Raw genomic sequence first — 25,090 nt, 5'->3', positions numbered from 1 at the left:
GGTGGTGCTGGGTTTTCGCCAGAGGTTATTCTGCCTCCAGGCCTTCGATATCAATACCGAACTGAGTACTGAGCACGCCACTTAAAGCCGCAATTCGAGCTTTAAATTCGCGCAAGTCTGCACCTGTATCCGCGGTGAAAATAGCGCGACTGCCTCGCACATACACCAAATTCAGGTCATGAGCTTTGGCAAATTCACTGGCGTTGAGCACCGGTTCCAGCTCGGCGACCACTTCTCCGGTCAGGGTGTAGGCGGCACCAGATTTTGCATCAATCAGAGATGTACCAGCCTGTAAATTAGCGCTGGCCGTTTGATACGTTTTACCATTCAGACTGAGCGTTTGCATGGTGCTCGCGCTGAGCGGTTTTGCCTCATACACTTCGTTGGTGGACGCACTGGCAACTGAAATGCCGCAGGCAAATATTGCGGTGGTGATTAAGCGTTTTTTCATGTCGGTGCTCCTTATTTACGACCAATAAAGCGAATGTCCCATGACTTCAGCAAGCCATTTTCGAGGTTGTTTTTGTGCACCATATTGACGTTGGGCACACCCGCAGCACTGGGGTCAAACTGGTAGTATTCATCTTCGGCTGCGGTATCAATCACGCGTAGCGTCCATTCGCCTTGGGCCGGCTCACCATAGAAATGGTGGGTCAGCATCTGGGAGTTTTCCATGCCATTTTTACCCAGGATGGTTCCGGTACGTGGGGTCATGATCACGCTGCGAGTACCCGATGGAGAAATTAGCTCGATTGCCAGGTCTCGGGTGCTGGTGTGGTCGATATTCACGCGCACCTGAACGGCATCAACCGTCATTTCTTCTGCGGAAAGATAGGTGCTCTGCACACCATTCACATCACCATCTGGTATCTCTGCATTTGCATTCACCGCAAAGCGCTCAGTCTGAGTAAATTGCCCCAGATTCTGGTTGTAGAATCGCGCCATATTGACCGCTGCGTCAACGTCTACGGCACCAAAGCCATAGTAATTGTGGAACGCGTAGCCAGCAGCATTGGTTTGCCACACATCAATGGCCTGGTAACTGACGGTTTCGCCCTGGGCATTGTTAAATGGCAGCGAAACACCTGGGTGCTCTGCATCTATCTTGCGTGCCGTGGAGGCCAGGATATGGCGAACATCTTGCCATGTCAGCGCCGGGTTTGCCGACATGATCAGGGCGATGGCACCGGCAGCACTGGGTGCGGCAGACGAAGTACCGTTAAAGCGCGCACCATAATCGCAGGTGGGATCCAGTGGATGACCTCCGTGCAGCGCGTTACGGCCATATGCCGGGTTGTAACCCGCCTCACAGCCACTCAGGTCTGTGGTGATCATCGCTGGTGAATAGACCCCGTACTGGCCACCTGTGGCCGATACAAACACGGCCGAGCCCACGGTGGAGTAGGAGGAAAGCTGGCCATCGGCGTTATAGGCCGAAACCACCAGGTTCCAGAACGAGGTGTCCATGCGCTCCAGGTTGACGTTCTGTAGTGGCAAGCCGTGGTTTTTGTTATCAAAGCGCAAATAACCAGAGCCAAAACGCGGATCGGTATATCTCTGGCTGGTGTAGCCATTACCGGCAGACTTTACGAACAAAGCGCCGCGGCCACCATGGGTGGCGCGGGTGATCTCTTCCTGCGCATCTTCATAGGTTTTAAGCCAAGGATCTTCGTCGTAGTCGAAGCCGACTGGTGCAGATAAAGTTCGGCCATAGCTTTGGTTAAATATACGCGGAAAATCAAACGAGTGTTTATTGTAACCATCGGAATACATGCCGTGAGACTGAAGCCAGTTAGCGGTGTTGTAGTTGCCTGATGAGATCAGGTTAAAACCCACTATACCAGCGCGTGGTGCGATGCCGCGCCCGCCAATGCCATTGAAAGCGCTGGCGGCGATAATGCCCGCAACTGAGGTGCCGTGACGATCAGTGGGGCCTCCGGGCACCAGATCTGGCGTGTTGGTGGTAAAGTTCCATGAACCCGGACGCACATTATCGCGCAAGTCTGGGTGGGTCAGTTCGACCGCGCCGTCAATGACCGCTGCGGTAACGCCAGTGCCCATAATACCCAGTGCATGGGTTAGCGACAGGTTCATATCTTCGCCAGCCTGACCGCCGCGCTCTGAAAACGCAGCCTGACCAGTATTTTGCAGGTGCCACTGGTGAGATACCAGCGGATCGCCCGGCATCAGTGGATAATCGGCAGCCGAAACGGGCACACTGTGTGAGGCCGCGATAAGCGTGGCCAGCATGGTGAGTTTGGTTTTTATCATGAATTTGGATTCTTCTTAATTATGTTTGTCCCTGTTTCTTTCTGTACCCTATATTGTTACATTTGAGAGTGCAAGGTTGTTAATTTTGATATTTGGTTAATTAATTTGTTGGTGGTTAGGAGGTTTAGGTCTAAAAGATCCGACTGATATGTGATTGGAGAAAGGTTTCTACCTGAAAAGATACCTGTGTATATAAACTAATGTTCAGAGGCGCTGAGTTGTGATGCCAATTAAAATGAGAACTAGCGCTATTTTTAGACTACTTATGCTATTCCCTAATGATGGCTGGTGTTGCGCCAATGCTGGTGGTGGGTAATTTTTTTGTTTTTTTTGTTGGTTTTATGTTTCTTTTGAGTTGTTGATCTGTGTTTATTTTTTGGTTATGTTTTTATTTGCACCTAAACCGGGTGCGATTAACTTAATCAACAAAGGAAATGACTATGAACTTAAAGTTAAACAAGAAAAAAATGAAAAGCCTTTCTTCAGACAGCAATAACATGCCGCGCAATATGACGCCTCAAGTTGCTGGAGGTACGGATATTAATAGCAGCAAAGGTGATACATACAGTGGTTTAGGCCATACTCACTGTGTTGCTAACACTTGTGGTATGTATGGGTGCGAGCAAACTTTGTAAGCCCACTTACTAAAATGTCTTTACGAAACGCCTCACCGAGGCGTTTCTGTGTCATTGGTGGCTAAAAACCGAATTTACTCTCATTAATAAAATACAGTTAGTTAAAGCCCATACCTGATCGCGCTCGACTGATCTCTAATTATCTAATATGCGGTGTAATTACCCACTTTTTATCTTTCTAAGGTGTTTATCGCAGGCCACTTGTACTAAAAACAGAATGCCGTGACACTGGTTTCGTGTTGTAGGTATATATATTATGCTGATAAAAGAGCTGGATATGATCATGGTCGTCACAGCTCATGCGTCTGAGAATGCACTCAGCAGCTTGTTGCTGAACGGGTCCTGCCTGCTTTTATAAACTAAATAGAGTGTACTGAAGGCCTAAAAAAAAGAAGCCGCTTAGCGGCTTCCTTTTTTAAAATAAACAACAATTAATGATTGTTACAGGCTTTCGATTTTCGCTTTTTGCTCAAGCAACTTAGCTTTGGCATCGCTGTACTCGGCCAGTTTGGCTTTTTCTTTGTCGAGTACCGCAGCAGGAGCGTTGTTGACGAACTTCTCATTTGCCAGCTTTTTCTCAACCTGTGCCAGACCTTTTTCTGCCTTTTCAAGCTGCTTGGCGATACGGGCCATTTCGGCTTCGACGTCGATCAGGCCCGCCATTGGGATCATGATCTCCAAATCGCCAATAAAAGCAGTTGCCGATGCCGGTGCATCGTCTTTGCTTGCCAGTACCTTGATGTCTTCCAGTTTAGCCAGTGAGCTCAGGAAGGCCTGGTTGTCATCCAGACGACGCTGATCCTGCTCAGACACATTAGCCAGCAGTACACTAAGCGGTTTGCTTGGGCTGATGTCCATTTCACCACGGATGTTACGAATAGCCAGGATGAACTGCTTAACCCACTCCAGGTCTTCCATCGCTTGTGTGTCTACCTGCGACGCATCAAACTGCGGGAAGCTCTGTAGCATGATGGTGTTGGCTTCGATCCCAGCCAGCGGTGCAACACGCTGCCAGATGGTTTCTGTGATGTAAGGCATCAGCGGGTGCATAACACGCAGCAGGCCTTCCAGAACCGTGATCAGGGTATGACGTGTACCGCGTTGCTGGGCTTCGTTGCCTTTGAACAGAATTGGCTTGGTCAGCTCCAGATACCAGTCACAGAACTGGTTCCAGGTGAACTCATAAATGGTGTTCGCGGCCAGGTCAAATCGGTAGTTGTCCAGGTGCTCACTGAAGGTTTTCACTGTGTTCTGGAACTGGCCCAAAATCCAGCGATCGGCCAGAGATACCTGCATTTCGCCACCGTTGAAGCCACAATCCTGCTCTTCGGTGTTCATCAGCACGTAACGGCTGGCGTTCCACAGCTTGTTACAGAAGTTACGATACCCTTCCAGACGGTTCATATCCCAGTTGATATCACGACCGGTTGAGGCCATGGCCGCCAGGGTAAAGCGCAGCGCGTCGGTGCCGTGCGCTTCAATACCATCGGCAAAGGTCTTGCGGGTGTTCTTTTCAATTTTAGCGGCCAGTTGTGGCTGCATCATGTTACCGGTACGCTTCTGAACCAGGCTTTCCAGATCGATACCATCGATCATGTCCAGTGGATCCAGTACGTTACCTTTCGACTTTGACATCTTGTCGCCATTTTCGTCGCGGATCAGACCGGTCACGTAAACGGTTTTAAACGGTACCTGAGGCTTGCCTTGGTCGTCTTTCACAAAGTGCAGTGTCATCATGATCATACGAGCAACCCAGAAGAAAATGATGTCGAAACCGGTTACCAGCGTGTCTGACGGGTGGAACATCTTCAAATCGTCAGTATTCTCTGGCCAGCCTTGGGTTGAGAAGGTCCACAGGGCAGAGGAGAACCAGGTATCCAGTACATCATCGTCCTGGCTCAGCACCACGTCGTCTGCCAGGTTGTTGTCGCGGCGTACTTCGGCTTCGTCGCGGCCAACGTATACATTGCCTTCGTTGTCGTACCAGGCCGGAATACGGTGTCCCCACCAAAGCTGACGAGAAATACACCAGTCCTGAATATCACGCATCCAGGAGAAGTACATATTTTCATACTGTTTAGGCACAAACTGAATGTCGCCGTCTTCAACGGCTTTGATTGCCGGCTCAGCCAGTGGCGCAACGCGTACATACCATTGATCAGTCAGCAGCGGCTCAATGACGACACCAGAGCGGTCGCCGTATGGCACGGTCAGGCTGTGGTCGTCGATTTTTTCCAGCAGGCCGGCTTGCTCAAACTCGTCAATAATTTGCTTACGGGCATCGAAACGGTCCAGGCCATGGAAGCGCTCTGGTAATGGCGCATCCAGCTCCAGTGGTTTGCCATCAAACGTAAAGGTTTCGCCTTCGCTTAGGATTGCCGCATCTTTGTTGAATACGTTGATCATAGGCAGCTGGTGACGCTTACCGACTTCGTTATCGTTAAAGTCGTGAGCCGGCGTGATTTTTACACAGCCGGTGCCTTTTTCCATATCGGCGTGCTCATCGGCAACGATTGGAATACGGCGGTTGACGATTGGCAGTAAGATCTCTTTGCCGATCAGGTCCTGATAACGCTCATCATCCGGGTTTACGGCTACACCGGTGTCGCCCAGCATGGTTTCCGGACGCGTTGTTGCAACGACTATGTAGTCTTTGCCATCTTTGGTTTTAACGCCATCGGCCAGCGGGTAGCGCAGGTTCCACATGTGGCCCTGCTTGTCTTTGTTTTCTACTTCCAGATCAGAAATTGCGGTGTGCAGTTTTGGATCCCAGTTAACCAGGCGCTTACCACGGTAGATCAGGTCGTCTTTATACAGACGCACAAACACTTCTTTCACCGCTTCTGACAGGCCGTCGTCCATGGTAAAGCGCTCACGGTCCCAGTCTACCGATGCGCCAAGGCGACGTAGCTGCTTGGTGATGGTGCCACCAGATTCGTTTTTCCACTGCCAGATGCGGTCGATGAATTCGTCGCGGCCCAGGTCGTGGCGGGTTTTGCCTTCATCAGCTGCCAGCTTGCGCTCAACCACCATTTGGGTTGCGATACCGGCGTGGTCCGTTCCCACCTGCCATAAAGTATTTTTGCCCTGCATACGCTGGTAGCGGATCAGGGTGTCCATGATGGTGTCCTGGAAAGCGTGGCCCATGTGCAGGCTACCCGTGACATTCGGTGGCGGGATCATGATCGAATAGGCATCGCCCTGACCTGATGGCTTAAAGTAGCCATTCTCTTCCCAGCCTTGGTACAAAGACTGTTCGATATCTTGCGGATTATAGGTTTTATCCATTACACAGAACCTTAAAAAATACTTTAGTTGTCAATTTCTTTGGTTGAAATTTCAGCGCCGAGCTGACGCAGTTGCATGAACCGCTGGCGTGCCGCGTGTTTGGCATTGCTTTCAACCGGCACAAAATCATAGATCTTGTCGAATCGGCGCACAAAATCTGGCAGCTGTTGTGCCAGGTTAATTAAAATGGTGCGTCTGCCAACCGGTGGCATTTGGCCGATCTCGACCGGTGCGCCCCCTTTGGGGCCTTCGCCTTGCAGGTTATGAGGCACAAAACTGTCGGCCTCAAAACACCACAAGTGCTCGTCAACCGCATGGGCATCTTCAACGCTGTCTACGTAAATAAAGACACGTTGTCCGGCGCGATACAGCTTAGCGGCGCTGCGTGCGGCGAGATCAAAATGAGCCGGCACTGGTTTGCCCGGCTCATTATCTTGCTTTAATACAAAAAAGCGTGCGTTGATGGTCATGACATGTGGTTTTCTAGCTAGCGAAACGCCCTGTCATAGCGGGTAAATCAGCATCTGACACAGCGTTCAAAATAAAGCCGCATTCTGACACAGAATACGGCTTTCATCAATCAACGTGGTGCGCGACATCCTGCGCCGCGTCGGGAATTAATCCTGCGGCTGTTCGGTTACATCAGCACGATTAAGCAGGTATTGCATTAACATAGGCACCGGACGACCGGTTGCACCTTTATTGGCACCACTGCGCCAGGCTGTACCTGCGATATCCAGGTGTGCCCAGTTGTACTTCTTAGTGAACTTAGACAAGAAGCAAGCGGCAGTGATAGTACCTGCTGCGCGTCCACCCAGGTTGGTGAAATCGGCAAACGGGCTCTTCAGTTGTTCCTGATAATCATCCCACAAAGGCAGCTGCCATGCGCGGTCACCACTTTGCTCAGACGCTTTTAACAGGTCATGGGCCAGCGGGTTGTGGTTCGACAACAAACCCGTTGCGTGATGACCCAGCGCGATAATGCAGGCACCGGTCAGGGTTGCCACATCCACGACTACTTCTGGCTCAAACGCTTCTACGTAGGTCAGTGCATCACACAATACCAGGCGGCCTTCCGCATCGGTATTGAGTACTTCAACCGTCTGACCAGACATAGTGGTCAGGATGTCACCAGGACGATAAGCGTTGCTGCTTGGCATGTTTTCACAGCCAGCCAGCACGCCAATCACGTTCAGCGGCAGTTGCATTTGTACCACGGCACGCATCAGGCCCAGTACGCCTGCGGCACCACCCATGTCGTATTTCATCTCGTCCATGCCTTCGCCAGGCTTGATTGAAATACCGCCTGAATCAAATGTCAGGCCTTTACCCACAAACACAATTGGGGCTTGTTTTTGCGGTGCGCCGTTGTAGTGGATCACCGACATCACGGACTCGTTGGCGCTGCCACGGCCAACCGCCAGGTAAGAATGCATACCCAGCTCTTCCATTTCTTTTTCGCCAACCAGGTTAACCGTAACGTTGTCGAACTCATCAGCCAGTGCCTGCGCCTGCTCACCTAAGTAGCGCGGGTTACAGATATTGGGTGGCATGTTGGCAACATCTTTACACAAGGTTGCGCCTGCAGCGATGGCCAGGCCATGCTCGATGGCGCTTTCGCCAATGGGCAGTTCGCGACGCGTAGGGACGTTAAAGACGATTTTACGCAGCGGACGACGCGCTTCGCTCTTTTTACTCTTTAGCTGGTTAAAGGTGTAGAGGCTGTCCTGGGTGGTTTCAACAGCCTGGCGCACTTTCCAGTAAGTATCGCGCCCTTTAACATGTTGCTCAGTTAAAAAGCACACGGCTTCCATTGAGCCGGTATCATTTAGGGTGCTGATGGTTTTGTCGATGATCTGTTTGTATTGTTTATCGTCGAGCTCGCGCTCTTTACCACAGCCTACAAGTAGCACACGTTCACTCAACACGTTTGGTACATGATGCAGTAAAAGCACCTGGCCGGGTTTACCTTCGAGGTCACCGCGGCGCAGCAGGTTAGAAATATACCCTTCGCTGATTTTATCCAGCTGTTCCCCGACGGGTGAAAGGCGGCGTGGTTCGTATACGCCAACAACAATACACGCACTGCGTTGTTTTTCTGGGCTACCACTTTTTACGCTGAATTCCATTGCGACTCCTGAGTCAATGTGCTGTCTTTTTTGAACTTTTTATGCCTCAGCCACTCCACTGATGGGTGCTGAACTAAAAAATGGCCAACTGATGCGCGCATTTGGCGCTTTAGCCAGTTGCTTTAGTAGGATATTTGGATCCGATGGCATATAATAAAGTGATTAAAATAACCAGTTTACTCAAAATTTCCCACTATTCCAGTGAAATGAGACGTTTTATAGGGGCGGACATTGCTTATTTTTCGATACCTGACTGCTGAGATCTTAAAATCTCAGGTCGCCGTTTTTATGACCCTTATGACCATATTCATCTCGCAGAAGTTTGTCCGGATCCTGGCAGAAGCCTCAGGTGGCGGTATTCCCGGTAAACTTGTTATGTCTTTCCTTGCTCTGAACTTGCCTAAACTGGCGGTCTATATCCTGCCATTGAGCTTGTTTTTGGGGATCATTCTTGCCTACAGTCGGGTCTATGCTGACAGCGAAATGACGGTGCTGAAAGCCTGCGGCGTCAGTGAGTGGTATGTGGTGCGGGTCACCTTAGTGTCTAGCTTTGTGATTGCACTGATGGCGGCGGCGCTGAGCTTGTATGTGGCGCCTTGGGCCGGTGAAAAAGAAAACCAGTTGCGTGAGCAGGCCAATGCTGAGTCCGGGCTTAGTCAAATTCGGGCTGGGCGCTTCCAGCAAACCGGTAACGAAAAAGCCGTGGTCTTTGTTCACAACACCAGTGATCAGGGTAAAGAGCTGAACCGGGTGTTTGTCGCCCAGCTGCCGGACCGAGAGTCAAACCAGGCAGCGCGCATCGTCTTTGCTCAGAAGGGCCGGGTGGTTGAAGAAGGCACCGGCGAGCAACAATTGGTGCTCAGCGATGGTAAGCGGTTTGAAACAGACGGCTTTAGCCAGGCCCTGAACAAGACCGAATTTGGCAGCTATCAGGTGCAGATCCGCGAGCAGGAAATAGAACAGAGGCGTCGTAAGCTCGAAGATTTACCTTCGTCCAGCTTGCTGCAAATGGGAACGCCAGAAGCCATTGCCCAGTTCCAGCTGCGCTTGTCTGTGCCCATTTCGATTATTTTGCTGACCTTGCTGGCGGTGCCGCTCAGTGTGGTGAACCCCAGACAGGGTAAGTTTGCCAAACTGGTGCCGGCGATTTGTATTTATCTGGGTTATTTTATTCTGCTTAATGCCGGTAAATACCTGGTAGCAGAGGGCAAAGTACCGACTTCGGTCGGGCTGTGGTGGATCCACTTGTGCGTGTTGTTTATTGGGGCTTATCTGATTGCCAAGGGTCGACCCTTTGGTGTCTGGGTACGTTCCATGCTGTTAAAACGGGAGCCACAACAATGATGAAAACGCTGGACTGGTATCTTGGGCGTAGCATCTTGCAAACCACCGGCTTTGCGCTGCTGGTATTTGTGGGCATTAATACCTTAATCAAATTTATTGAACAGCTGCGTTCAGTGGGCCGGGGTACTTATGAAGTGATGGACGCCTTATTGTTCACTTTGTACAGCATGCCCAGCGATATTGTGGTGTTCTTTCCCATGGCTGCGCTGATTGGCGGCCTGACCGGATTGGGCGCGCTGGCTTCGAGTAGTGAACTGGTGGTGATGCAGGCAGCAGGCATGTCGCGGTTACAGATCATCGGCTCGGTAATGAAGTCGGCTATTGTGCTGGCGCTGTGTATGATGGCGCTAGGCGAGTGGGGGGCACCTCAGGCAGAGCAAACCGCTAAGCAGCTGCGCAATCAGGCAATTAATGGCGGCGAGGTGTTTGAGGCGCAGCAGGGCGTGTGGGCCAAAGATGGTAGTAATTTCATTAATATTGCGAATATCGAGAAGTCCGGCAATCTGCAAAATATCAATATTTATCATTTTGATGATGATCTGAACCTGCTGAAAATCACCCGGGCTAAGTCGGGCACAGCAACGGACGAGGGCTGGCAGTTACGGGCCATTGAAGCAGTCATTATTGAGCAAGAGCAGATCCGCACAGAGTATGCGCAAACGCTTGTTTATGCTTCTCAGCTTACACTGGACAGGCTGGATGTTGCTTCCGTTGAGCCTGATGCATTGTCGTTTTCTGGCCTGTGGTCGTATTTACAGTATCTCGAGCAAAATGAGCAGGATACCAGTAACTATGAACTGGCGCTGTGGCGCAAAGTTATGCAGCCGCTGACCATTGCCGTAATGCTGCTGGTTGCCCTGTCATTTATTTTCGGGCCGCTGCGTTCGGTCAGCATGGGGGCACGGATTATTATGGGCGTGATCACGGGGCTTATTTTTCATCTCAGCAATGAGATTTTTGGCCCGATTGTGATGGTTTACGAGATCCCGCCAGTGGTGGGCGCGGTGATGCCCAGCGTGTTATTTACCGCGACGGCGTTTTACCTGCTTAATCGCCAGCGTGGTTAGCAAAGATAACGCATTCAAAAAAGCCTGACTCAGTCAGGCTTTTTTGTTGCTGTTCTAAGCTTTGCAAGCTAGTCCAGGCTATCGTAAATGCGCTTGTTTTCTTCTTTGCTTAATACCACGACTTCGGTGCCACAGATCATATCTTGCAGCGCACGTTTGTGTTTAAAGTCGATCAGTACCAGCAGGTTACCCAGTCCCAGCAGCGCACATAATGCCCGTGCACTGGCTCTGGGCCAGCTAAGCAGCTCGCCATCTGGTGTTTGCACTTTCAGTCGCCAGGCGCGCATGCCTATGGTCTGGCCGCTCTTAGTCCAGAAATAAGCAAAAAACAGCACTGAGACGGCGATCAGCACAAATCCACGTAAAAAGGACAATAAAGGAGAGGCCTGGATCAGCGCCGAGACGTCTTCATGGTTGCCTTGCGATAGCCAGCCTGCCGAGATAAAGCCCTCAATCACTAACAAAAATACCACCATAGACAGCATTGCGAATGCAATCACGACCAGACCATCATAGATCAGAGATGCAAGACGACGGGTTAAACCCGCACGGGGAAACGAAGCCATTTAGTTCACTCATTAAAGCCGGAATATGACCTATTCTACCTGATTTTTAATCTAACACTAAAAAACCCGGCGAGTTTTCAGCAGCTGTTCATTTACCAAGCACTTGAACGACGTTTTGTAAAAAACGCTTGCTACCCTCCCGCCAATTTGTATAATGCTGGGCATAGAGACGAGGGCATATAAAACAAAGCCTAAGCTCAAAGTGGTTTTTCTTTATTTTCTCTAAGTTAGAAGATAAAAGAAAAATTATGCCAGTGTGATGGAATTGGTAGACATGACGGATTCAAAATCCGTTGCCTTCGGGCGTGGCGGTTCAAGTCCGCCCACTGGTACCACTTTTTATAACCCTGACCGATTAGGTCAGGGTTTTTTTATGCCTGAATTTTAATGTTTAGCCGAGTGTGGTGTCGGACTTGAGCCCCACGCCGGGCGTGGCACTGATGCAAGGTACGAGCCCGTCCACTGGACCCACTTTTTATAACCCTGACCGATTAGGTCAGGGTTTTTTTATGCCTGAATTTTAATGTTTAGCCGAGTGTGGTGTCGGACTTGAGCCCCACGCCGGGCGTGGCACTGATGCAAGGTAAGAGTCCGCCCACTGGACCCACTTTTTATAACCCTGACCGATTAGGTCAGGGTTTTTTTATGCCTGAATTTTAATGTTTAGCCGAGTGTGGTGTCGGACTTGAGCCCCACGCCGGGCGTGGCACTGATGCAAGGTAAGAGTCCGCCCTCTGGACCCACTTTTTATAACCCTGACTGATTAGGTCAGGGTTTTTTTATGCCTGAAATTCAAGGCGACACACTGAAGCTGTGTGGAGTCGGACTTGAGCCCCACGCCGGGCGTGGCACTGATGCAAGGTACGAGCCCGTCCACTGGACCCACTTTTTATAACCCAGCTTTTTAGCTGGGTTTTTTATGACTGAAATTTACTTCCTGTGAAATAGAGTCGGACTGGAGCCCCACGCCGGGCGTGGCACTGATGCAAGTTAAGAGTCCGCCCACGGGACCCACTTTTTATAACCCAGCTTTTTAGCTGGGTTTTTTATAGCTGAGATTCAAAGAACCATGCTGAAGTTAGAAGCAGTGTTTGGACTTGAGTGCATGGTGGGTTAATTCAATCTCCTCTTTGCTCGCTGAACGTGTACCTTAGCCAGCAGTTACCAATGCTGTTTTCACTCAGGTCATTATGTCAGTAAGGTGAGCTCAAACGTTTGTCTGAGGCGGGCTCAAATTCAATAATCGGCGATTTTTGAGAAAATGATAAATTTTTTCCAGTTTTGAACGTCTAGTAAGATCAGAGCAAGCGGTTTTTGGCCTGTGACGTTTTAATATCGCAACACGCGCTGGCTATCAGGTGCAATCCCGATAACTTTTAAAGAGGCTAAGGGATTGTTAAAATACACCTCCAGTTGCCGGTTTTATCAGTACCCAACAATTAAAAACCGCCCTATTGACCCTTATATTTCAACAATAGAGAGATAAAATGAGAACTTTAATTGTATTACTTATGGCTGCTGTTTTTTCAACAACGGTACAAGCCAGCGATGAATCGGGCGAAAAATCTATTCAACACCTTAAAGTGGCAGACGTGACTTCCATCGAAGATGCAAGAAAGATTTTCATTGAAAAAACCTCAGAAATTAGAAGCAAACGAGATCTGGACGAAGCTGAGTTACAGCAGATCCACGTGATCACGTATACGCTTGAGAAAAGCGTTGAATTTTTCACATTTAACCTTATCGGCGACAATAAAAAGCTCGCAGATGATCTTGCGGTTGTGGTAGAAAACATCCACCTGAATTCAGAAAGAAACCGTAAAGAGCAGACTAAAAAGCACCTTAATCAGTATTTTGTGTTAGCAGACAGACTGATTGCGAGTTTTTAATTCAGCACGCTGAGCATGCCTTTCTATGCTGACGAGGCCGGGTGAACCTGGCCCCGTTGTCTTCCCCACAGCTCCACAACGTATATTTATCGCAAGCGCAAATTAAGCAGGCTGGCGGATTGGGCCTATAGCGTCCTGGCAGCCGTGTCCGGCCAATTAACGTTTACATTATTGATACATATAAGGTGTTCAGGCCGGCCCTTTTGTTCCATTAATTGGTTTTGCGCAATAACTGCGTTCGACTATGCTTATCTTCAGGGTGAACAAGGGGGTTTCCATGGCCTTGATAGAGCTTATTTATGTCAGCACTGTAACTGCACCTCTGTCTGATGAGCAGTTGGTTGAGTTAAATCGTTTTTGCAAATCGACTAATCAGCTCAATGGCATTTCCGGTATGTTACTTTATGATGGACATCACTTCATGCAAGTGATTGAAGGTGAAAGAGATCATGTTGAGCGTTTGTATAAGAATATTCAACAAGATCCAAGGCATACCGAAGTGGTCGCGCTGATCATTAACGAACTGCCAAAGCGTAACTTTGCGCGTTGGTCCATGGGGGTGATTGATCTCTCCAAACATCCGAGTTATCGCAAGGTAAAAACGACACGGCCACACCGGCGGCTACCGCTCAGTTATAAGCTACTTAAGTCATTTCGCGATCAAGAAATGGAGTTTGAAGAGCGGGTCAGAAAATCCTTTGGCTAGTCAGTGGCAGGCTCAGAATGCTCTCCATTTTCATCTAAGCTCAAACTTCAGTGCGCAGAAAAGCCTAATCAAGAGCAAGTAAGTTAGCGATTTCGGCCAACAAAGCGCTCTACATTGGCAAAAAGCCGATTACACTTCTCAAGCTGACTTTGATATTCAGATGTCTCTGTACTTAATAACTCAAGGCTCTCTTTTTCCTGGCGGTATTCATTCACCATTCTTTCAAGTTTTTCTTCAAAACTTACTTTTCGCCCTTTACTCGCTGTCTTTTTTGATGATTTTCGCATGCTACTCTCAATTTGATAGATGGGGTTTATGAGAAATACGGGCCTGTCAAATTGATAATGCTGTAATAACGATTAACTTTGTATGCCGGTTTTCTATATGGGAGGTTCAGAAATAGGTAAAAACTTTTTGACTTATTTTTCTGGGGGTCAATAAAGAGATATGCATTTTACACACCATATCTCTTTATTATTAGATTAAGCTGCGGTGACGTTGGCAGCTTGTGGGCCTTTGGCGCCTTGTTCTGAATTGAAAGCTACTTTTTGCCCTTCAACCAGAGTTTTAAAACCATCACCTTCAATTGCTCTGAAGTGTACAAACACATCTGCGCCGCCATTGTCAGGTGTGATAAAGCCAAAGCCTTTAGATTCGTTAAACCACTTTACTGAACCAGTTGTTTTATTAGACATACATACCTCGATATAATCGATAAAATTTAAATTGAAGCTACTAATTCTGTAATGTAGGAAAAGATATCGCAGAGTAAGTATGACGAAGTGAATCGAAAAGAAACTGGGAAAGCTTGTACTAAATATTCATTAATAGCTCAGCTGTTTGATCTGTGACCCACTATACAGCATATAGGGTGAATAGATAGCACTTTATTTTATTTTTAGATTTTATAATGCTCAGCATAGCCGGTTATGCTGAGCATTATTATCAACTTAGTTAGTCTTCTTGCTTAGAATTGGGTAGCAGCAAATTCAGCACAATGCCCAAAATGGCACACAAGCTCACCCCTTGCAGGCTAAACTCGGTGCTGCCAAGTTGCATACCACCAATACCGAATACCAGGATCAGCGCGATGATACTCAGGTTACGCGGTGCACTGAGGTCAGTGTCTGACTTAACCAGTGTGTTTAGACCAACCACCGCAATAGAGCCAAATAGCAGGGTCATAATTCCGCCCATAACCGGGGTTGGAATGGTCTGTAGTCCAGCGCCCATCTTACCAACAAAGGCCAGTACGATGGCTATCACTGCCGTCCAGGTCATGACCTGAGGGTTGAAGTTGCGGGTAAGCATCACCGCCCCGGTGACTTCTGAGTAGGTGGTATTGGGTGGACCACCAAACAAAGAGGCCGTAGAGGTGGCCAGGCCGTCGCCCAGTAAGGTGCGGTGCAGGCCGGGTTTTTCCAGGTAATCTTTACCAGTTACGTTACTAATCGCCATCATATCGCCTATATGTTCAATGGCCGGAGCAATCGCCACGGGCACCATAAACAGGATGGCAGGCCAGTAAAACTCCGGCCAGACAAACGCGGGAACGGCCAGCCAGCTGGCATTGGTCACGGCATCAAACTGCACTATGCCGAAAAACAGCGATAAGGCATATCCGGTGATAATCCCTGCCAGAATCGGAATGAGACGAAAAATCCCTTTGGCGGTGACGGCAACCACTAAGGTCACAACGAGTGACAAGAGTGAAATGACCATCGCCTGCTCGTAGGCAACCAGCTGCACACTGCCATCGCCACTTTTGCCCATGGCCATATTAACCGCGACTGGGGCAAGCGCCAGGCCAATCACCATGATCACCGGACCGACAACAACAGGAGGTAAGATTTTATGCAGGATGTCAGCGCCCTTAAAGCGCACCAGCAAGCTCAGTAAAATATAGGCAAACCCGGCAGCCATGAGTCCACCCATGGTCGCGGGGATCCCCCACACCTGCACGCTGGCAATGATGGGCGCGATAAAAGCAAAGGAAGAGGCCAGAAAAACCGGCACCTGACCACGCGTCACAAACTGGAACACCAAAGTGCCCAGGCCTGCGGTAAACAGCGCAACGTTGGGGTCCAGGCCGGTCAGCAAGGGTACCAGTACCAGCGCGCCAAAGGCGACAAACAGCATCTGGGCACCGCTCACTATGGTTTTAAGCGATGTGAAAGACGTATTGGACATTCAGAATGTCCTACACTGTGCCAAAGATTTTATCGCCGGCATCGCCAAGGCCTGGCACTATGTAGCCTTTTTCATTCAGGTGGCTGTCCAGTGAAGCGGTGAAAATCTCTACATCCGGATGGGCTTCCAGGGTTTTGTCTACGCCTTCCGGCGCAGCAACCAGCACAATGACTTTGATCTCTTTACAGCCAGCTTTTTTCAGCATGTCGATGGTGGCAATCATAGAGCCACCGGTGGCCAGCATAGGGTCAATTACCAGACTCATGCGCTCTTCAATGTTACCAACCAGCTTCTCAAAATAGGGTACAGGCTCAAGCGTTTCCTCGTTGCGTTGCAGGCCAACCACACTGACCTTGGCGCTTGGAATTAACTGCATCACGCCTTCCATCATACCCAGCCCGGCGCGCAGGATTGGCACAACGGTAATTTTCTTGCCTTTAATGTGTTGAACTGTCAGGTCGTCTCCCTGCCAGCCCTTGATGGTGATATCTTCTAATGGAATGTCCTTAGTTGCTTCATAGGTTAGCAGAGTCCCCACTTCCTGACATAACTCGCGAAAGCTTTTTGTGCTGATCCCATGCTCACGCATCAGGCCAAGTTTATGTTGTACAAGTGGGTGTTTGATTACATGAATGCTCATTGAAAAGATACTCCAGATAAAATGTATCGCTATTTTAGCTTAGCTAATCAAGAATTACCCTGAGATAACGCAAATAATTTATTCAATGAGTTAGGTGTAGTTTACAGGGTTAAATACAAAAACCTGAGGGCCCTGCAATGGCTCAATGTGATGGTCATGGAAGTGGCACAGATTGCGCTGGCACGGCTGGTAGTGCAAGGGAGATAACACGTCGCTGCGATAGTCTGTGGCGTTGTTGCAGATAGCCAAAGTGCTTGCGCAGCAACTGTGCTTGCAAGCCGTTGTCGCGCGCCTGCTCTAATGCACGTGTGAGAATAGAAATATGGACTTTGTTCTCGGGGTGCAGGTAAAAGTGAAAGTCCAGCGGGTAGCTCAGTACCAAATGTGGCTCTATGATCAGACCGTTACTCAGGGTGTAGTCATCTATTTCGTTTAGCCCCCGAGAAAAGTAATCAAAACCTCGATTGCCATCAGTGAGCATTCTTAAAATGGTCGTATGGTCGCTGGCACTTTCAATATAGGGCAGGTGATTAGCCTGCCAGATTTGGGTGTCGTACCAGCCCGGTGCGAAGATGCCAACCAGCTTGCTGCTGCGAAAAGCCTCCAGCGACGTCACCGCGTCAAAGCGTGCCTGATTGCGCTGATGAATGAGCAGCAGCCGTTTGCCTATCAAGCCTTGTGTAAGCGGCACTGCGATCTTATGAAAAGTGGCATCACGCTGGGGCGTTGCCAGGCGCATGATCATCGTGATCTTGCCACTTTGGAGCAGACGTGACTCACGTTTATATAAAGGGTTGGGGGTCATTGTGAGGGTCAGGTTGTAGCCCAGAGCATAGAGCGACTCATGGAGTAATTCGCTCAGGTACTTTTGTAACTTGACCTGGCGTACCGGCAAAGTGATGTGCAGTTCGGGCCTTGCCTGCTGGCTGGTTTGTGCAGCCACGCAGGGGCTGAGCTGCACGAGTAATATCAAATAAAAAAAGCGCTTTACCACCCACACAAGTTTACTACCATTAAAGCCACGTCTTTGACAGTATAGGCAATTAACCGCGGCTGCCAGGCTAAAGCTTTTCTTTTTTTGTCGTTTATGTGAGAATTCGCAGCGATAAACCGAGGACCCTATGAGCAAATTCTCCGCCACATTACTGATGATAGCCGCTTTGCTTGCCTTTATTGTACAAGGTATGGCGAATGCTGTAATGGCGTGTGAAGCCCATATGCAGGGTCACGATATGCACGCTGCCATGATGCAGCATCACCATGAAGCTGCAGCACCAGAAGTAACGGACACCTCTGTTCAATTCAAGCATGACCATAGCAAGATGAGTCACACGCAGCAGCAAATGGACTGCTGTGATGATGACAGTGAGTGCATATGCCTGACGCACGCTTGCGGTAGTGCGCAGCTGCTGCCTGTTGCCGAATTTTCTCTCACTACAGACTTAGTGTTCCTTGCTGCTATTGGGCATGAGGAGCAACTCCCTGTTGCTGTTGCTCAGTCCTTATATCGGCCCCCCATTTTTGCCTGACCCAGGTGAAGTGCGTCTGAAATTCGGCGCCTGACCTGTCAATCCAACTTCTTAAGATGATTTCACTGCGCTTTGCAGTGTGATGTTTATATGATTCTGATCTGCTTTCGTTATTTGAATGGGCAGGCAGAAGAAGACGGAGGCAAATGATGTCTTTTACTACCAATAAATATGGTCTATTTCTGAGCGCCTGCTTGTTCTCGCTGCTGAGCCTGAGCAGCCAGGCTCAGCCGGGCCCGTTACAGGCGTTAACTGTTTACAAAACACCAACCTGTGGCTGCTGTAAAAAATGGCTGTCACACCTGTTGGCGCAAGGCGTTGCGGCGCAGGGCCGGGAGCTGGCGTCTTTAAGTGCGCTTAAATCACGTCACGGTATTGCACCGCGTTACCGCTCTTGTCATACCGCGCTTAGCCATGACGGCTGGGTATTTGAAGGGCATGTCCCGGCTAAGTTTATTCAGCAGTTTCTGGCCAACCCTAAAGCGGATGCCATTGGGCTGAGTGTGCCTGCCATGCCACTGGGCTCGCCTGGCATGGAAGTGGATGAGCGCTTTATGCCATACCAGGTCTTGATGCTGATGAAAGATGGCAGCCATCAGGTTTATGCGCAAATTGATACCTATGAGGAGCAGTTTTGATGTCGTTTTTAATTCCTGCAACAGCCCGTTGCGCGTTGTTGGGCGCAGTGATAATGGTAACCAGCTCTGTGCAGGCCTCTGCCGGTTTGCCTTTACAAAAAGCCATAGAGCAGGCAATTGCTCAGGATCCTTTATTGCAAAAACGCCACCATCAGCAGCAAGCCACCTATGCGCAAGGTCTTGCCGCCGGTACGCTACCCGACCCCAAAGTGTCTTTGTCTATGATGAATCTGCCGGTGGATGGCTGGCAACACGACCGCGAGGCAATGACCCAGCTTAAGGTGGGCGTGAGCCAACAGTTTGGCCGTGGCGATGAGTTAGCACTTAAACGTGAGCAGCTACAGATTGCCAGTGAAGAGTACCCTCTGTTGCGTGCCGATCGGGTTGCGCAAATACGGGCACAAGTCACTCAGCTATGGCTCGATACCTATCTGGCCGAGCGTACCATTGCTTTGATTGAGCAGGATAAAGCCCTGTTTGAGCAACTGGTCGATGTCAGTAAGGCCAGTTATGCCAATGTGGTCGGGCGGACCCGCCAGCAGGATGTGATCCGCGCGCAGCTGGAGTTGGTACAGCTCGACGACCGTCTCAGTGTTGAATACCAAAAACGAGAGTCTGCGCGTGCACAGCTGCTGGCCTGGCTGCGAGGCGCTCAGGCGCCTATCGCCTGGTCTGATATCAATTTGCCGGAGACCTTGCCTCAGCTAAAAGTGGCTGTCCCGGCAATTTTTGTGCAAGGCAAGCCGGATGCAGAGCGACTACTGGCACGCCTCACCAGCCATCCGGTGGTGCTGGCGCAGGATGTACGTATTGAGGCGGCTGGTAAAGGCGTTGTAATTGCCCGTCAGCAATATAAGCCGCAGTGGGGCGTGAATGCCAGTTATGGATATCGCAGTGATATGCCAGATGGCAGCAGCCGCGCCGACTTCTTTTCGCTGGGGGTGACGCTGGATGTGCCTTTGTTTACGGACAACCGTCAGGACCAGTGGCTGAGCTCAGCTCAGTCAAATCGCGAAGCCATCAAAACCGATAAACTACTGTTGCTGCGTGAGCTGTCCGGTCAGGTTGAAAAAGAGGCGAGCCAGCTCAGGCGATTGTCAGAGCGCCAGACCTTGTATCGGGAGCAGTTGTTACAACAAACGCACGAGCAGGCAGAAGCCGCACTCACCGCATACACCAATGATAACGGTGATTTTGCCGAGGTCGTGCGTGCCCGCATTGCCGAGCTCAATGCCAGAGTCGCGGCCAAACAAATTGACGTCGATGTTCTTAAAGCCGTTGCCAGACTGAACTATTACCTCACCACCTATCAGCCAGGAGTGAATGATGAATAATACGCTGAAACTATTGCTAGCTGGCTTATCAGGGGGCGCGCTGAGCTATGCCCTGATGACGCTGACCGCCACACCCTCTCATACCGCTGACGCAGAGGTCGATAGCAACCAGCCGCTCTACTGGGTGGCGCCAATGGACAGCAATTATCGCCGTGATAAACCCGGTAAGTCGCCCATGGGCATGGATCTGGTGCCTGTTTATGCCGAGAGTGAAGAGCAGGTGGCGGGCGCCGTCACCATTTCTCCTGAAGTGGTGAATAACCTGGGCGTGAGAACCGCTGCGGTTGAGGTGGGGCCGATGCACAGCACGATTTCGACGGTCGGTTATGTGCAATATGATGAAGACAAACTGGTGCACATTCACCCGCGGGTCGATGGCTGGGTGGAAACCCTGTACATCAAAGCGGCCGGCGAGCCGGTGGAGCAGGGGCAGCCTTTGTATTCGCTCTATTCGCCGCAGCTGGTGAATGCGCAGGAAGAATTTTTGATTGCGCTAAATCGTAACAATGCCACCCTGATCAAAGCGGCACGCGAGCGTTTAATGGCGCTGCAATTGTCGGCCGATTTTATCGCCAGCTTAGAGGCGCAGCGTCAGGTGCGTCAGACCATCACTTTCTATGCTCGCCAAAGCGGCGTAATAGCTGAGCTGAAGATCCGAGAAGGGTTTTATGTCAATCCGGGTAATACCCTGATGAGTATTGCCCAGCTGAGCCAGGTCTGGGTGGAAGCCGAAGTATTTGAGCGCGATACCGCGCTGGTCAAAGCCGGTCAGCCCGTTACCATGACGCTGGATTATCTGCCCGGTGCGCGCTGGCAGGGCAATGTAGACTATGTTTATCCAACCCTCAATGAAACCACCCGGACCCTGCGGGTACGTTTGAAGTTTGACAATGCAGCAGGGCAACTGAAACCCAATATGTTTGCTCAGGTGCAAATTCAGGCCGGCAGCAAAGCACAAGCCATGCAGGTGCCGAGCGAGGCGGTGATCCGCACCGGTAAGCAAGACAGGGTGGTTGTGGCGCTGGGCGAAGGGCGCTTTAAATCTGTGGCCGTCAGTTTGGGCCGAGTCGGGCTGCAAAGCACTGAGATCCTCGAAGGACTTCAGCAGGACGACCGGGTCGTCACTTCGGCTCACTTCCTGATTGATTCGGAGTCCAGCAAAAGCTCTGACTTTAAGCGTATGAGTGCGGATGCAAAACCGACTCAGGTCTGGATGGCGGGCACTGTAAACCACTATGAGGCGCAATCGGACGTGATAAACATAACCCATGATGCTGTGCCCGAGTGGGAATGGCCAGAAATGACCATGGACTTTCAGCTTGCCGAGACACTCGACAGCAGTGCGTTAAAAACCGGCCAGTCGCTGCATTTTGAGGTTACCAAAACGGATGCCGGGTATGAAATCACCACCATTCATATCATGGCGGAACCGACTTTGCCAACGGCGACCGTGGACGGACATATCAAGGCAATAGATGTCGCCTCTCGTATCGCCACCATCCATCGCGGTGCCATAGAAAAATGGGGGCGGGCAGCGGCCACCATGGACTTTGTGGTAGCTGAGGATATTGACCTGAGTGCGTTTAATGTTGGCGATCAGATAACCTTTACTTTTGAGGTGGGGGATGATTTTGTTGTGACCCAGATGCAGCACGGCGAGCAAGACTCAGCCATGTCTGAACATGCACATCATTAAGCCGGGAGTATTATCATGATAGCAGCAATCATAACCTGGTCTTTGCACAATCGCGTATTGGTCCTGCTGAGCACGCTGATGCTGGTGGCAGGCGGCCTGTTTGCACTGAAGCAAACCCCGGTCGATGCCATTCCGGATCTATCGGATGTCCAGGTCATAGTCAAAACCAGTTATCCGGGCCAGTCGCCACAGGTGGTCCAGGATCAGGTGACTTTTCCGCTGACCACCGCCATGTTGTCGGTCCCAGGGGCAACCACAGTAAGGGGTTACTCCTTCTATGGTGACTCCTATGTTTATGTGATCTTCGATGATGACACGGATCTTTACTGGGCGCGCAGCCGGGTACTGGAGTATCTCAGTCAGGCAGCCAACTTACTGCCACCGACTGCCAAGCCACAACTTGGACCGGACGCCACCGGGGTGGGCTGGGTGTACATTTATGCCCTGACGGATCGCTCGGGTAAGCACGACATCAGCCAGTTACGTAGTCTTCAGGACTGGTTCTTAAAATACGAGTTACAGACGGTGCCCGGGGTCTCCGAAGTGGCTTCTGTGGGTGGAATGGTTAAGCAATATCAGGTGCAGGTTGATCCCGATAAACTGCGCGCCTATAACCTGCCCCTGAGTCATATTCAGCAGGCGCTGCAACGGGGTAACCAGGAAACCGGCGCGTCAGTTATCGAAATGGCAGAGGCCGAATATATGGTGACGGCCACAGGATATATTCGTTCGGTCACCGACATTGCTCAGATCCCACTGGGCCTCAATGCACAGGGCACCGCACTGACCTTAGGTGATGTCGCGCAAATAACCATAGGCCCGCAAATGCGACGCGGCATTGCCGAGCTTAACGGCGAAGGTGAAGTGGTTGGCGGCGTGGTGGTCATGCGCTTTGGTGAAAATGCGCAGCAGACCATAGCTGGTGTGAAAGCCCGGCTGGATGAGTTGAAGGCGTCTTTACCCGAAGGGGTTGAGGTGGTCACTGTGTATGACCGCAGCCAATTGATCGAGCGGGCGGTTGATAATCTGTGGCAAAAACTGCTTGAAGAGCTTTTGGTGGTGGCCGTGATCTGTGCCGCCTTCCTGTTCCATTTGCGCTCCTCGCTGGTGGCGGTGATCACTTTGCCGCTGGGGATCCTGGTGGCCTTTATTGTCATGTATTTTCAGGGGATCAACGCCAATATCATGTCGCTTGGCGGAATTGCCATCGCCATAGGTGCGATGACCGATGGAGCAATCGTGATGATAGAAAACCTCCACAAGCACATGGAAAAGACCCCACTGACCGATGACAATCGCTGGCAGGTTGTGGCAAAAGCCGCCACGGAAGTGGGGCCTGCCCTGTTCTTTAGCTTACTGATCATCACAGTGTCATTCCTGCCGGTGTTTATTCTCGAAGCACAGGAAGGGCGCATGTTTGCGCCGCTGGCATACACTAAAACCTATGCCATGGCGGCAGCTGCCGGACTGGCAATTACCCTGGTCCCAGTGCTGATGGGTTATTTCATCCGGGGGAAAGTCACGCCGGAGCGCAAGAACCCGCTCAACCGGCTACTTATAGCCGCTTATATGCCGCTGCTGCGACAGGTGATGCGTTTCCCCAAAACTACACTGCTGGCAGCGGTCGCTCTGACTGTGGTGGGCTTTTATCCGCTCAATAAAATCGGCAGCGAGTTTATTCCGCCACTGGATGAAGGCGACCTGATGTATATGCCCACCACTTACCCGGGGATTTCCATCGGTAAAGCGCGTGAGCTGTTGCAGCAAACCGACAAACTGATTGCCACCGTGCCCGAGGTAGAGAATGTGTTTGGTAAAGTCGGACGTGCCGAATCGGCCACCGATCCCGCCCCGCTAACTATGATTGAAACCTTTATTCAGCTCAAGCCACGTAGCGAATGGCGTGAGGGAATGACCACAGATAAGCTCAAAGCCGAGCTGGACCGTCTGGTGAAACTACCGGGTGTCAGTAATGCCTGGGTAATGCCCATAAAAACCCGTATCGACATGCTCGCGACGGGGATCAAAACGCCGGTCGGGGTTAAGATTGCAGGCCCGGACTTGGCCGTTATCGAATCGCTTGGCCAGCGCCTTGAAACCATTCTCAGCAAGTTACCAGGCACGGCGTCTGTGTATTCCGAGCGGGTTGCGGGCGGGCGTTATATTAAGGTGGATATTCGCCGTGAGCAGGCCAGTCGCTTTGGGCTAAACATTGCCGATGTACAGCAGGTGGTGGCCACCGCCATTGGTGGTATGAATGTCACCCAAACCGTAGAGGGGCAGGAGCGCTACCCGGTGAATTTACGTTATCCGCAGGATTATCGTAGCTCGCCCGAGCAGCTGGCACGGTTGCCAATCGTGACGCCTACCGGTCAGCGTATTGCTCTTGGGGATGTGGCCGATGTGTACGTAGAAAGTGGCGCGCCGGGGATCAAAAGTGAAAACGCCCGCATCAATGGCTGGACCTTTGTCGACATAGACGGTGTAGACCTGGGCAGTTATGTTGAACAGGCGCGCAGTGTGGTTGCCGAAGAGCTGGAATTACCCGCCGGGTACTCATTAAACTGGGCGGGTCAGTATGAATATATGCTCCGTGCCCAGGAAAAGCTCAGTTATGTACTACCGCTGACTTTGGCAATCATCATGTTGCTGTTATACCTTAACTTCCGCCGGTTTGGCGAAGTGGCGTTGATCCTGCTGACTCTGCCTATGGCCACCGTGGGCGGTCTGTGGTTGATGTATTTGCAAGGCTTTAACTTCTCTGTCGCGGTGGGAGTTGGCTTTATTGCGCTGGCCGGTGTAGCGGTTGAGATTGGCGTACTCATGCTGGTGTATCTGGAGCAGGCGTTTAAAGATTTGCAAAGCGAGGCCAAAGCACGGCGGGTGGCGGTAAGCGAATCGCAATACATAGATGCTTTGCTACATGGTGCCGCACTGCGAGTGCGGCCGGTGATGATGACAGTCGCGACTATCATCATTGGTTTGCTGCCCATTTTGTATGGCACAGGCACTGGCTCTGAAATCATGAGCCGGATTGCCTCGCCTATGGTGGGTGGTATGCTCAGCGCACTGGTATTAGCGCTATTGGTATTGCCGGTGTGCTATAGCCTGATGAAAAAGCCCGCGCTGCAACGCTTTAACGCGCAAATACAGCAGACCCTTTAACAG

21 protein-coding genes and 1 tRNA gene are annotated in these 25,090 nt (G+C 50.7%); 11 read left to right on the top strand and 11 right to left on the bottom strand.

Annotation, left to right across the window (positions count from 1 at the left end; all coding sequences use genetic code 11):
* Positions 1-25: 25 nt before the first annotated feature.
* Both L1285_RS04340 and L1285_RS04335 read right to left on the bottom strand, forming a co-directional pair.
* Positions 26-451 carry a hypothetical protein gene (locus L1285_RS04340; protein ID WP_235411107.1) on the bottom strand — a complete coding sequence of 142 codons (426 nt, stop codon included), beginning with the start codon at positions 449-451 and terminating at the stop codon, positions 26-28.
* 11 nt (positions 452-462) lie between these two features.
* The gene (locus tag L1285_RS04335) at positions 463-2,271 is read right to left on the bottom strand and encodes a S8 family peptidase (protein WP_235411106.1); all 1,809 of its coding nucleotides are present in this window, start codon (positions 2,269-2,271) and stop codon (positions 463-465) included.
* 440 nt (positions 2,272-2,711) lie between these two features.
* On the opposite strand from L1285_RS04335, the gene L1285_RS04330 reads away from it, so the two are divergent.
* Positions 2,712-2,906 (top strand): hypothetical protein, encoded by a 195-nt coding sequence (locus L1285_RS04330; RefSeq protein ID WP_235411105.1) that lies wholly within the window; start codon positions 2,712-2,714, stop codon positions 2,904-2,906.
* Between the two features lie 441 nt (positions 2,907-3,347).
* Here L1285_RS04330 and L1285_RS04325 read toward each other — a convergent pair whose 3' ends face one another.
* From L1285_RS04325 to pepA, 3 genes are all read right to left on the bottom strand, one after another.
* A complete protein-coding gene (locus tag L1285_RS04325) occupies positions 3,348-6,194 on the bottom strand; it encodes a valine--tRNA ligase (RefSeq protein ID WP_235411104.1) in 2,847 nt (948 codons plus the stop codon).
* Between the two features lie 23 nt (positions 6,195-6,217).
* Positions 6,218-6,664 carry a DNA polymerase III subunit chi gene (locus L1285_RS04320; protein WP_046004999.1) on the bottom strand — a complete coding sequence of 149 codons (447 nt, stop codon included), beginning with the start codon at positions 6,662-6,664 and terminating at the stop codon, positions 6,218-6,220.
* 147 nt (positions 6,665-6,811) lie between these two features.
* Positions 6,812-8,323 carry a leucyl aminopeptidase gene (pepA, locus tag L1285_RS04315; RefSeq protein WP_046004998.1) on the bottom strand — a complete coding sequence of 504 codons (1,512 nt, stop codon included), beginning with the start codon at positions 8,321-8,323 and terminating at the stop codon, positions 6,812-6,814.
* A gap of 231 nt (positions 8,324-8,554) precedes the next feature.
* On the opposite strand from pepA, the gene lptF reads away from it, so the two are divergent.
* Entirely contained in the window at positions 8,555-9,667 is a 1,113-nt protein-coding gene (gene lptF / locus L1285_RS04310; RefSeq protein WP_235411103.1) for an LPS export ABC transporter permease LptF, read from the top strand.
* The gene (lptG, locus tag L1285_RS04305; protein ID WP_235411102.1) at positions 9,664-10,734 is read left to right on the top strand and encodes an LPS export ABC transporter permease LptG; all 1,071 of its coding nucleotides are present in this window, start codon (positions 9,664-9,666) and stop codon (positions 10,732-10,734) included. The genes lptF and lptG overlap by 4 nt, the downstream gene beginning before the upstream one ends.
* Positions 10,735-10,802: 68 nt before the next feature.
* Here the strand turns inward: lptG and L1285_RS04300 are convergent, their stop codons facing one another.
* Positions 10,803-11,300: an RDD family protein gene (locus L1285_RS04300; RefSeq protein WP_235411101.1), complete on the bottom strand. Its 498-nt coding sequence runs from the start codon at positions 11,298-11,300 to the stop codon at positions 10,803-10,805.
* Positions 11,301-11,550: 250 nt separating this feature from the next.
* Here L1285_RS04300 and L1285_RS04295 point away from each other — a divergent pair.
* The 3 genes from L1285_RS04295 to L1285_RS04285 all read left to right on the top strand — a co-directional run bounded on the left by L1285_RS04295 (position 11,551) and on the right by L1285_RS04285 (position 13,895).
* A tRNA-Leu gene (locus tag L1285_RS04295) sits at positions 11,551-11,635 on the top strand.
* A gap of 1,152 nt (positions 11,636-12,787) precedes the next feature.
* The gene (locus tag L1285_RS04290; RefSeq protein WP_021032861.1) at positions 12,788-13,189 is read left to right on the top strand and encodes a DUF6746 family protein; all 402 of its coding nucleotides are present in this window, start codon (positions 12,788-12,790) and stop codon (positions 13,187-13,189) included.
* Between the two features lie 277 nt (positions 13,190-13,466).
* Positions 13,467-13,895: a BLUF domain-containing protein gene (locus L1285_RS04285; RefSeq protein WP_235411100.1), complete on the top strand. Its 429-nt coding sequence runs from the start codon at positions 13,467-13,469 to the stop codon at positions 13,893-13,895.
* A gap of 83 nt (positions 13,896-13,978) precedes the next feature.
* On the opposite strand, the gene L1285_RS04280 is transcribed toward L1285_RS04285, so the two are convergent.
* From L1285_RS04280 to L1285_RS04260, 5 genes are all read right to left on the bottom strand, one after another.
* A complete protein-coding gene (locus L1285_RS04280) occupies positions 13,979-14,182 on the bottom strand; it encodes a hypothetical protein (protein ID WP_010383114.1) in 204 nt (67 codons plus the stop codon).
* A 195-nt stretch (positions 14,183-14,377) separates the two neighbouring features.
* Positions 14,378-14,590 carry a transcription antiterminator/RNA stability regulator CspE gene (cspE, locus tag L1285_RS04275; RefSeq protein WP_046003072.1) on the bottom strand — a complete coding sequence of 71 codons (213 nt, stop codon included), beginning with the start codon at positions 14,588-14,590 and terminating at the stop codon, positions 14,378-14,380.
* 259 nt (positions 14,591-14,849) lie between these two features.
* Positions 14,850-16,085, bottom strand: coding sequence for a uracil-xanthine permease family protein (locus tag L1285_RS04270; protein WP_235411099.1), 1,236 nt, complete (start codon positions 16,083-16,085; stop codon positions 14,850-14,852).
* 10 nt (positions 16,086-16,095) lie between these two features.
* A complete protein-coding gene (gene upp / locus L1285_RS04265; RefSeq protein WP_046003070.1) occupies positions 16,096-16,725 on the bottom strand; it encodes a uracil phosphoribosyltransferase in 630 nt (209 codons plus the stop codon).
* Between the two features lie 154 nt (positions 16,726-16,879).
* Positions 16,880-17,725: a hypothetical protein gene (locus L1285_RS04260; RefSeq protein WP_235411098.1), complete on the bottom strand. Its 846-nt coding sequence runs from the start codon at positions 17,723-17,725 to the stop codon at positions 16,880-16,882.
* A 121-nt stretch (positions 17,726-17,846) separates the two neighbouring features.
* Between L1285_RS04260 and L1285_RS04255 the strand changes: the two genes are divergently transcribed.
* From L1285_RS04255 to L1285_RS04235, 5 genes are all read left to right on the top strand, one after another.
* Positions 17,847-18,254 carry a hypothetical protein gene (locus L1285_RS04255; protein WP_235411097.1) on the top strand — a complete coding sequence of 136 codons (408 nt, stop codon included), beginning with the start codon at positions 17,847-17,849 and terminating at the stop codon, positions 18,252-18,254.
* Positions 18,255-18,403: 149 nt separating this feature from the next.
* Positions 18,404-18,892, top strand: coding sequence for a DUF411 domain-containing protein (locus L1285_RS04250; protein WP_235411322.1), 489 nt, complete (start codon positions 18,404-18,406; stop codon positions 18,890-18,892).
* Positions 18,892-20,226, top strand: a complete 1,335-nt coding sequence (locus tag L1285_RS04245) for a TolC family protein (RefSeq protein WP_235411096.1) — start codon at positions 18,892-18,894, stop codon at positions 20,224-20,226. Before L1285_RS04250 ends, L1285_RS04245 begins: the two co-directional genes overlap by 1 nt.
* Positions 20,219-21,922 carry an efflux RND transporter periplasmic adaptor subunit gene (locus L1285_RS04240; RefSeq protein ID WP_235411095.1) on the top strand — a complete coding sequence of 568 codons (1,704 nt, stop codon included), beginning with the start codon at positions 20,219-20,221 and terminating at the stop codon, positions 21,920-21,922. Before L1285_RS04245 ends, L1285_RS04240 begins: the two co-directional genes overlap by 8 nt.
* 15 nt (positions 21,923-21,937) lie before the next feature.
* Positions 21,938-25,087, top strand: coding sequence for an efflux RND transporter permease subunit (locus L1285_RS04235; RefSeq protein ID WP_235411094.1), 3,150 nt, complete (start codon positions 21,938-21,940; stop codon positions 25,085-25,087).
* Positions 25,088-25,090 lie beyond the last annotated feature (3 nt).

Origin of the sequence: Pseudoalteromonas sp. DL2-H2.2 (assembly GCF_021532535.1) — a bacterium.
Classification (GTDB): Bacteria; Pseudomonadota; Gammaproteobacteria; order Enterobacterales; family Alteromonadaceae; genus Pseudoalteromonas; species Pseudoalteromonas rubra_A.
This window is presented reverse-complemented; position numbering and strand designations above follow the sequence as displayed.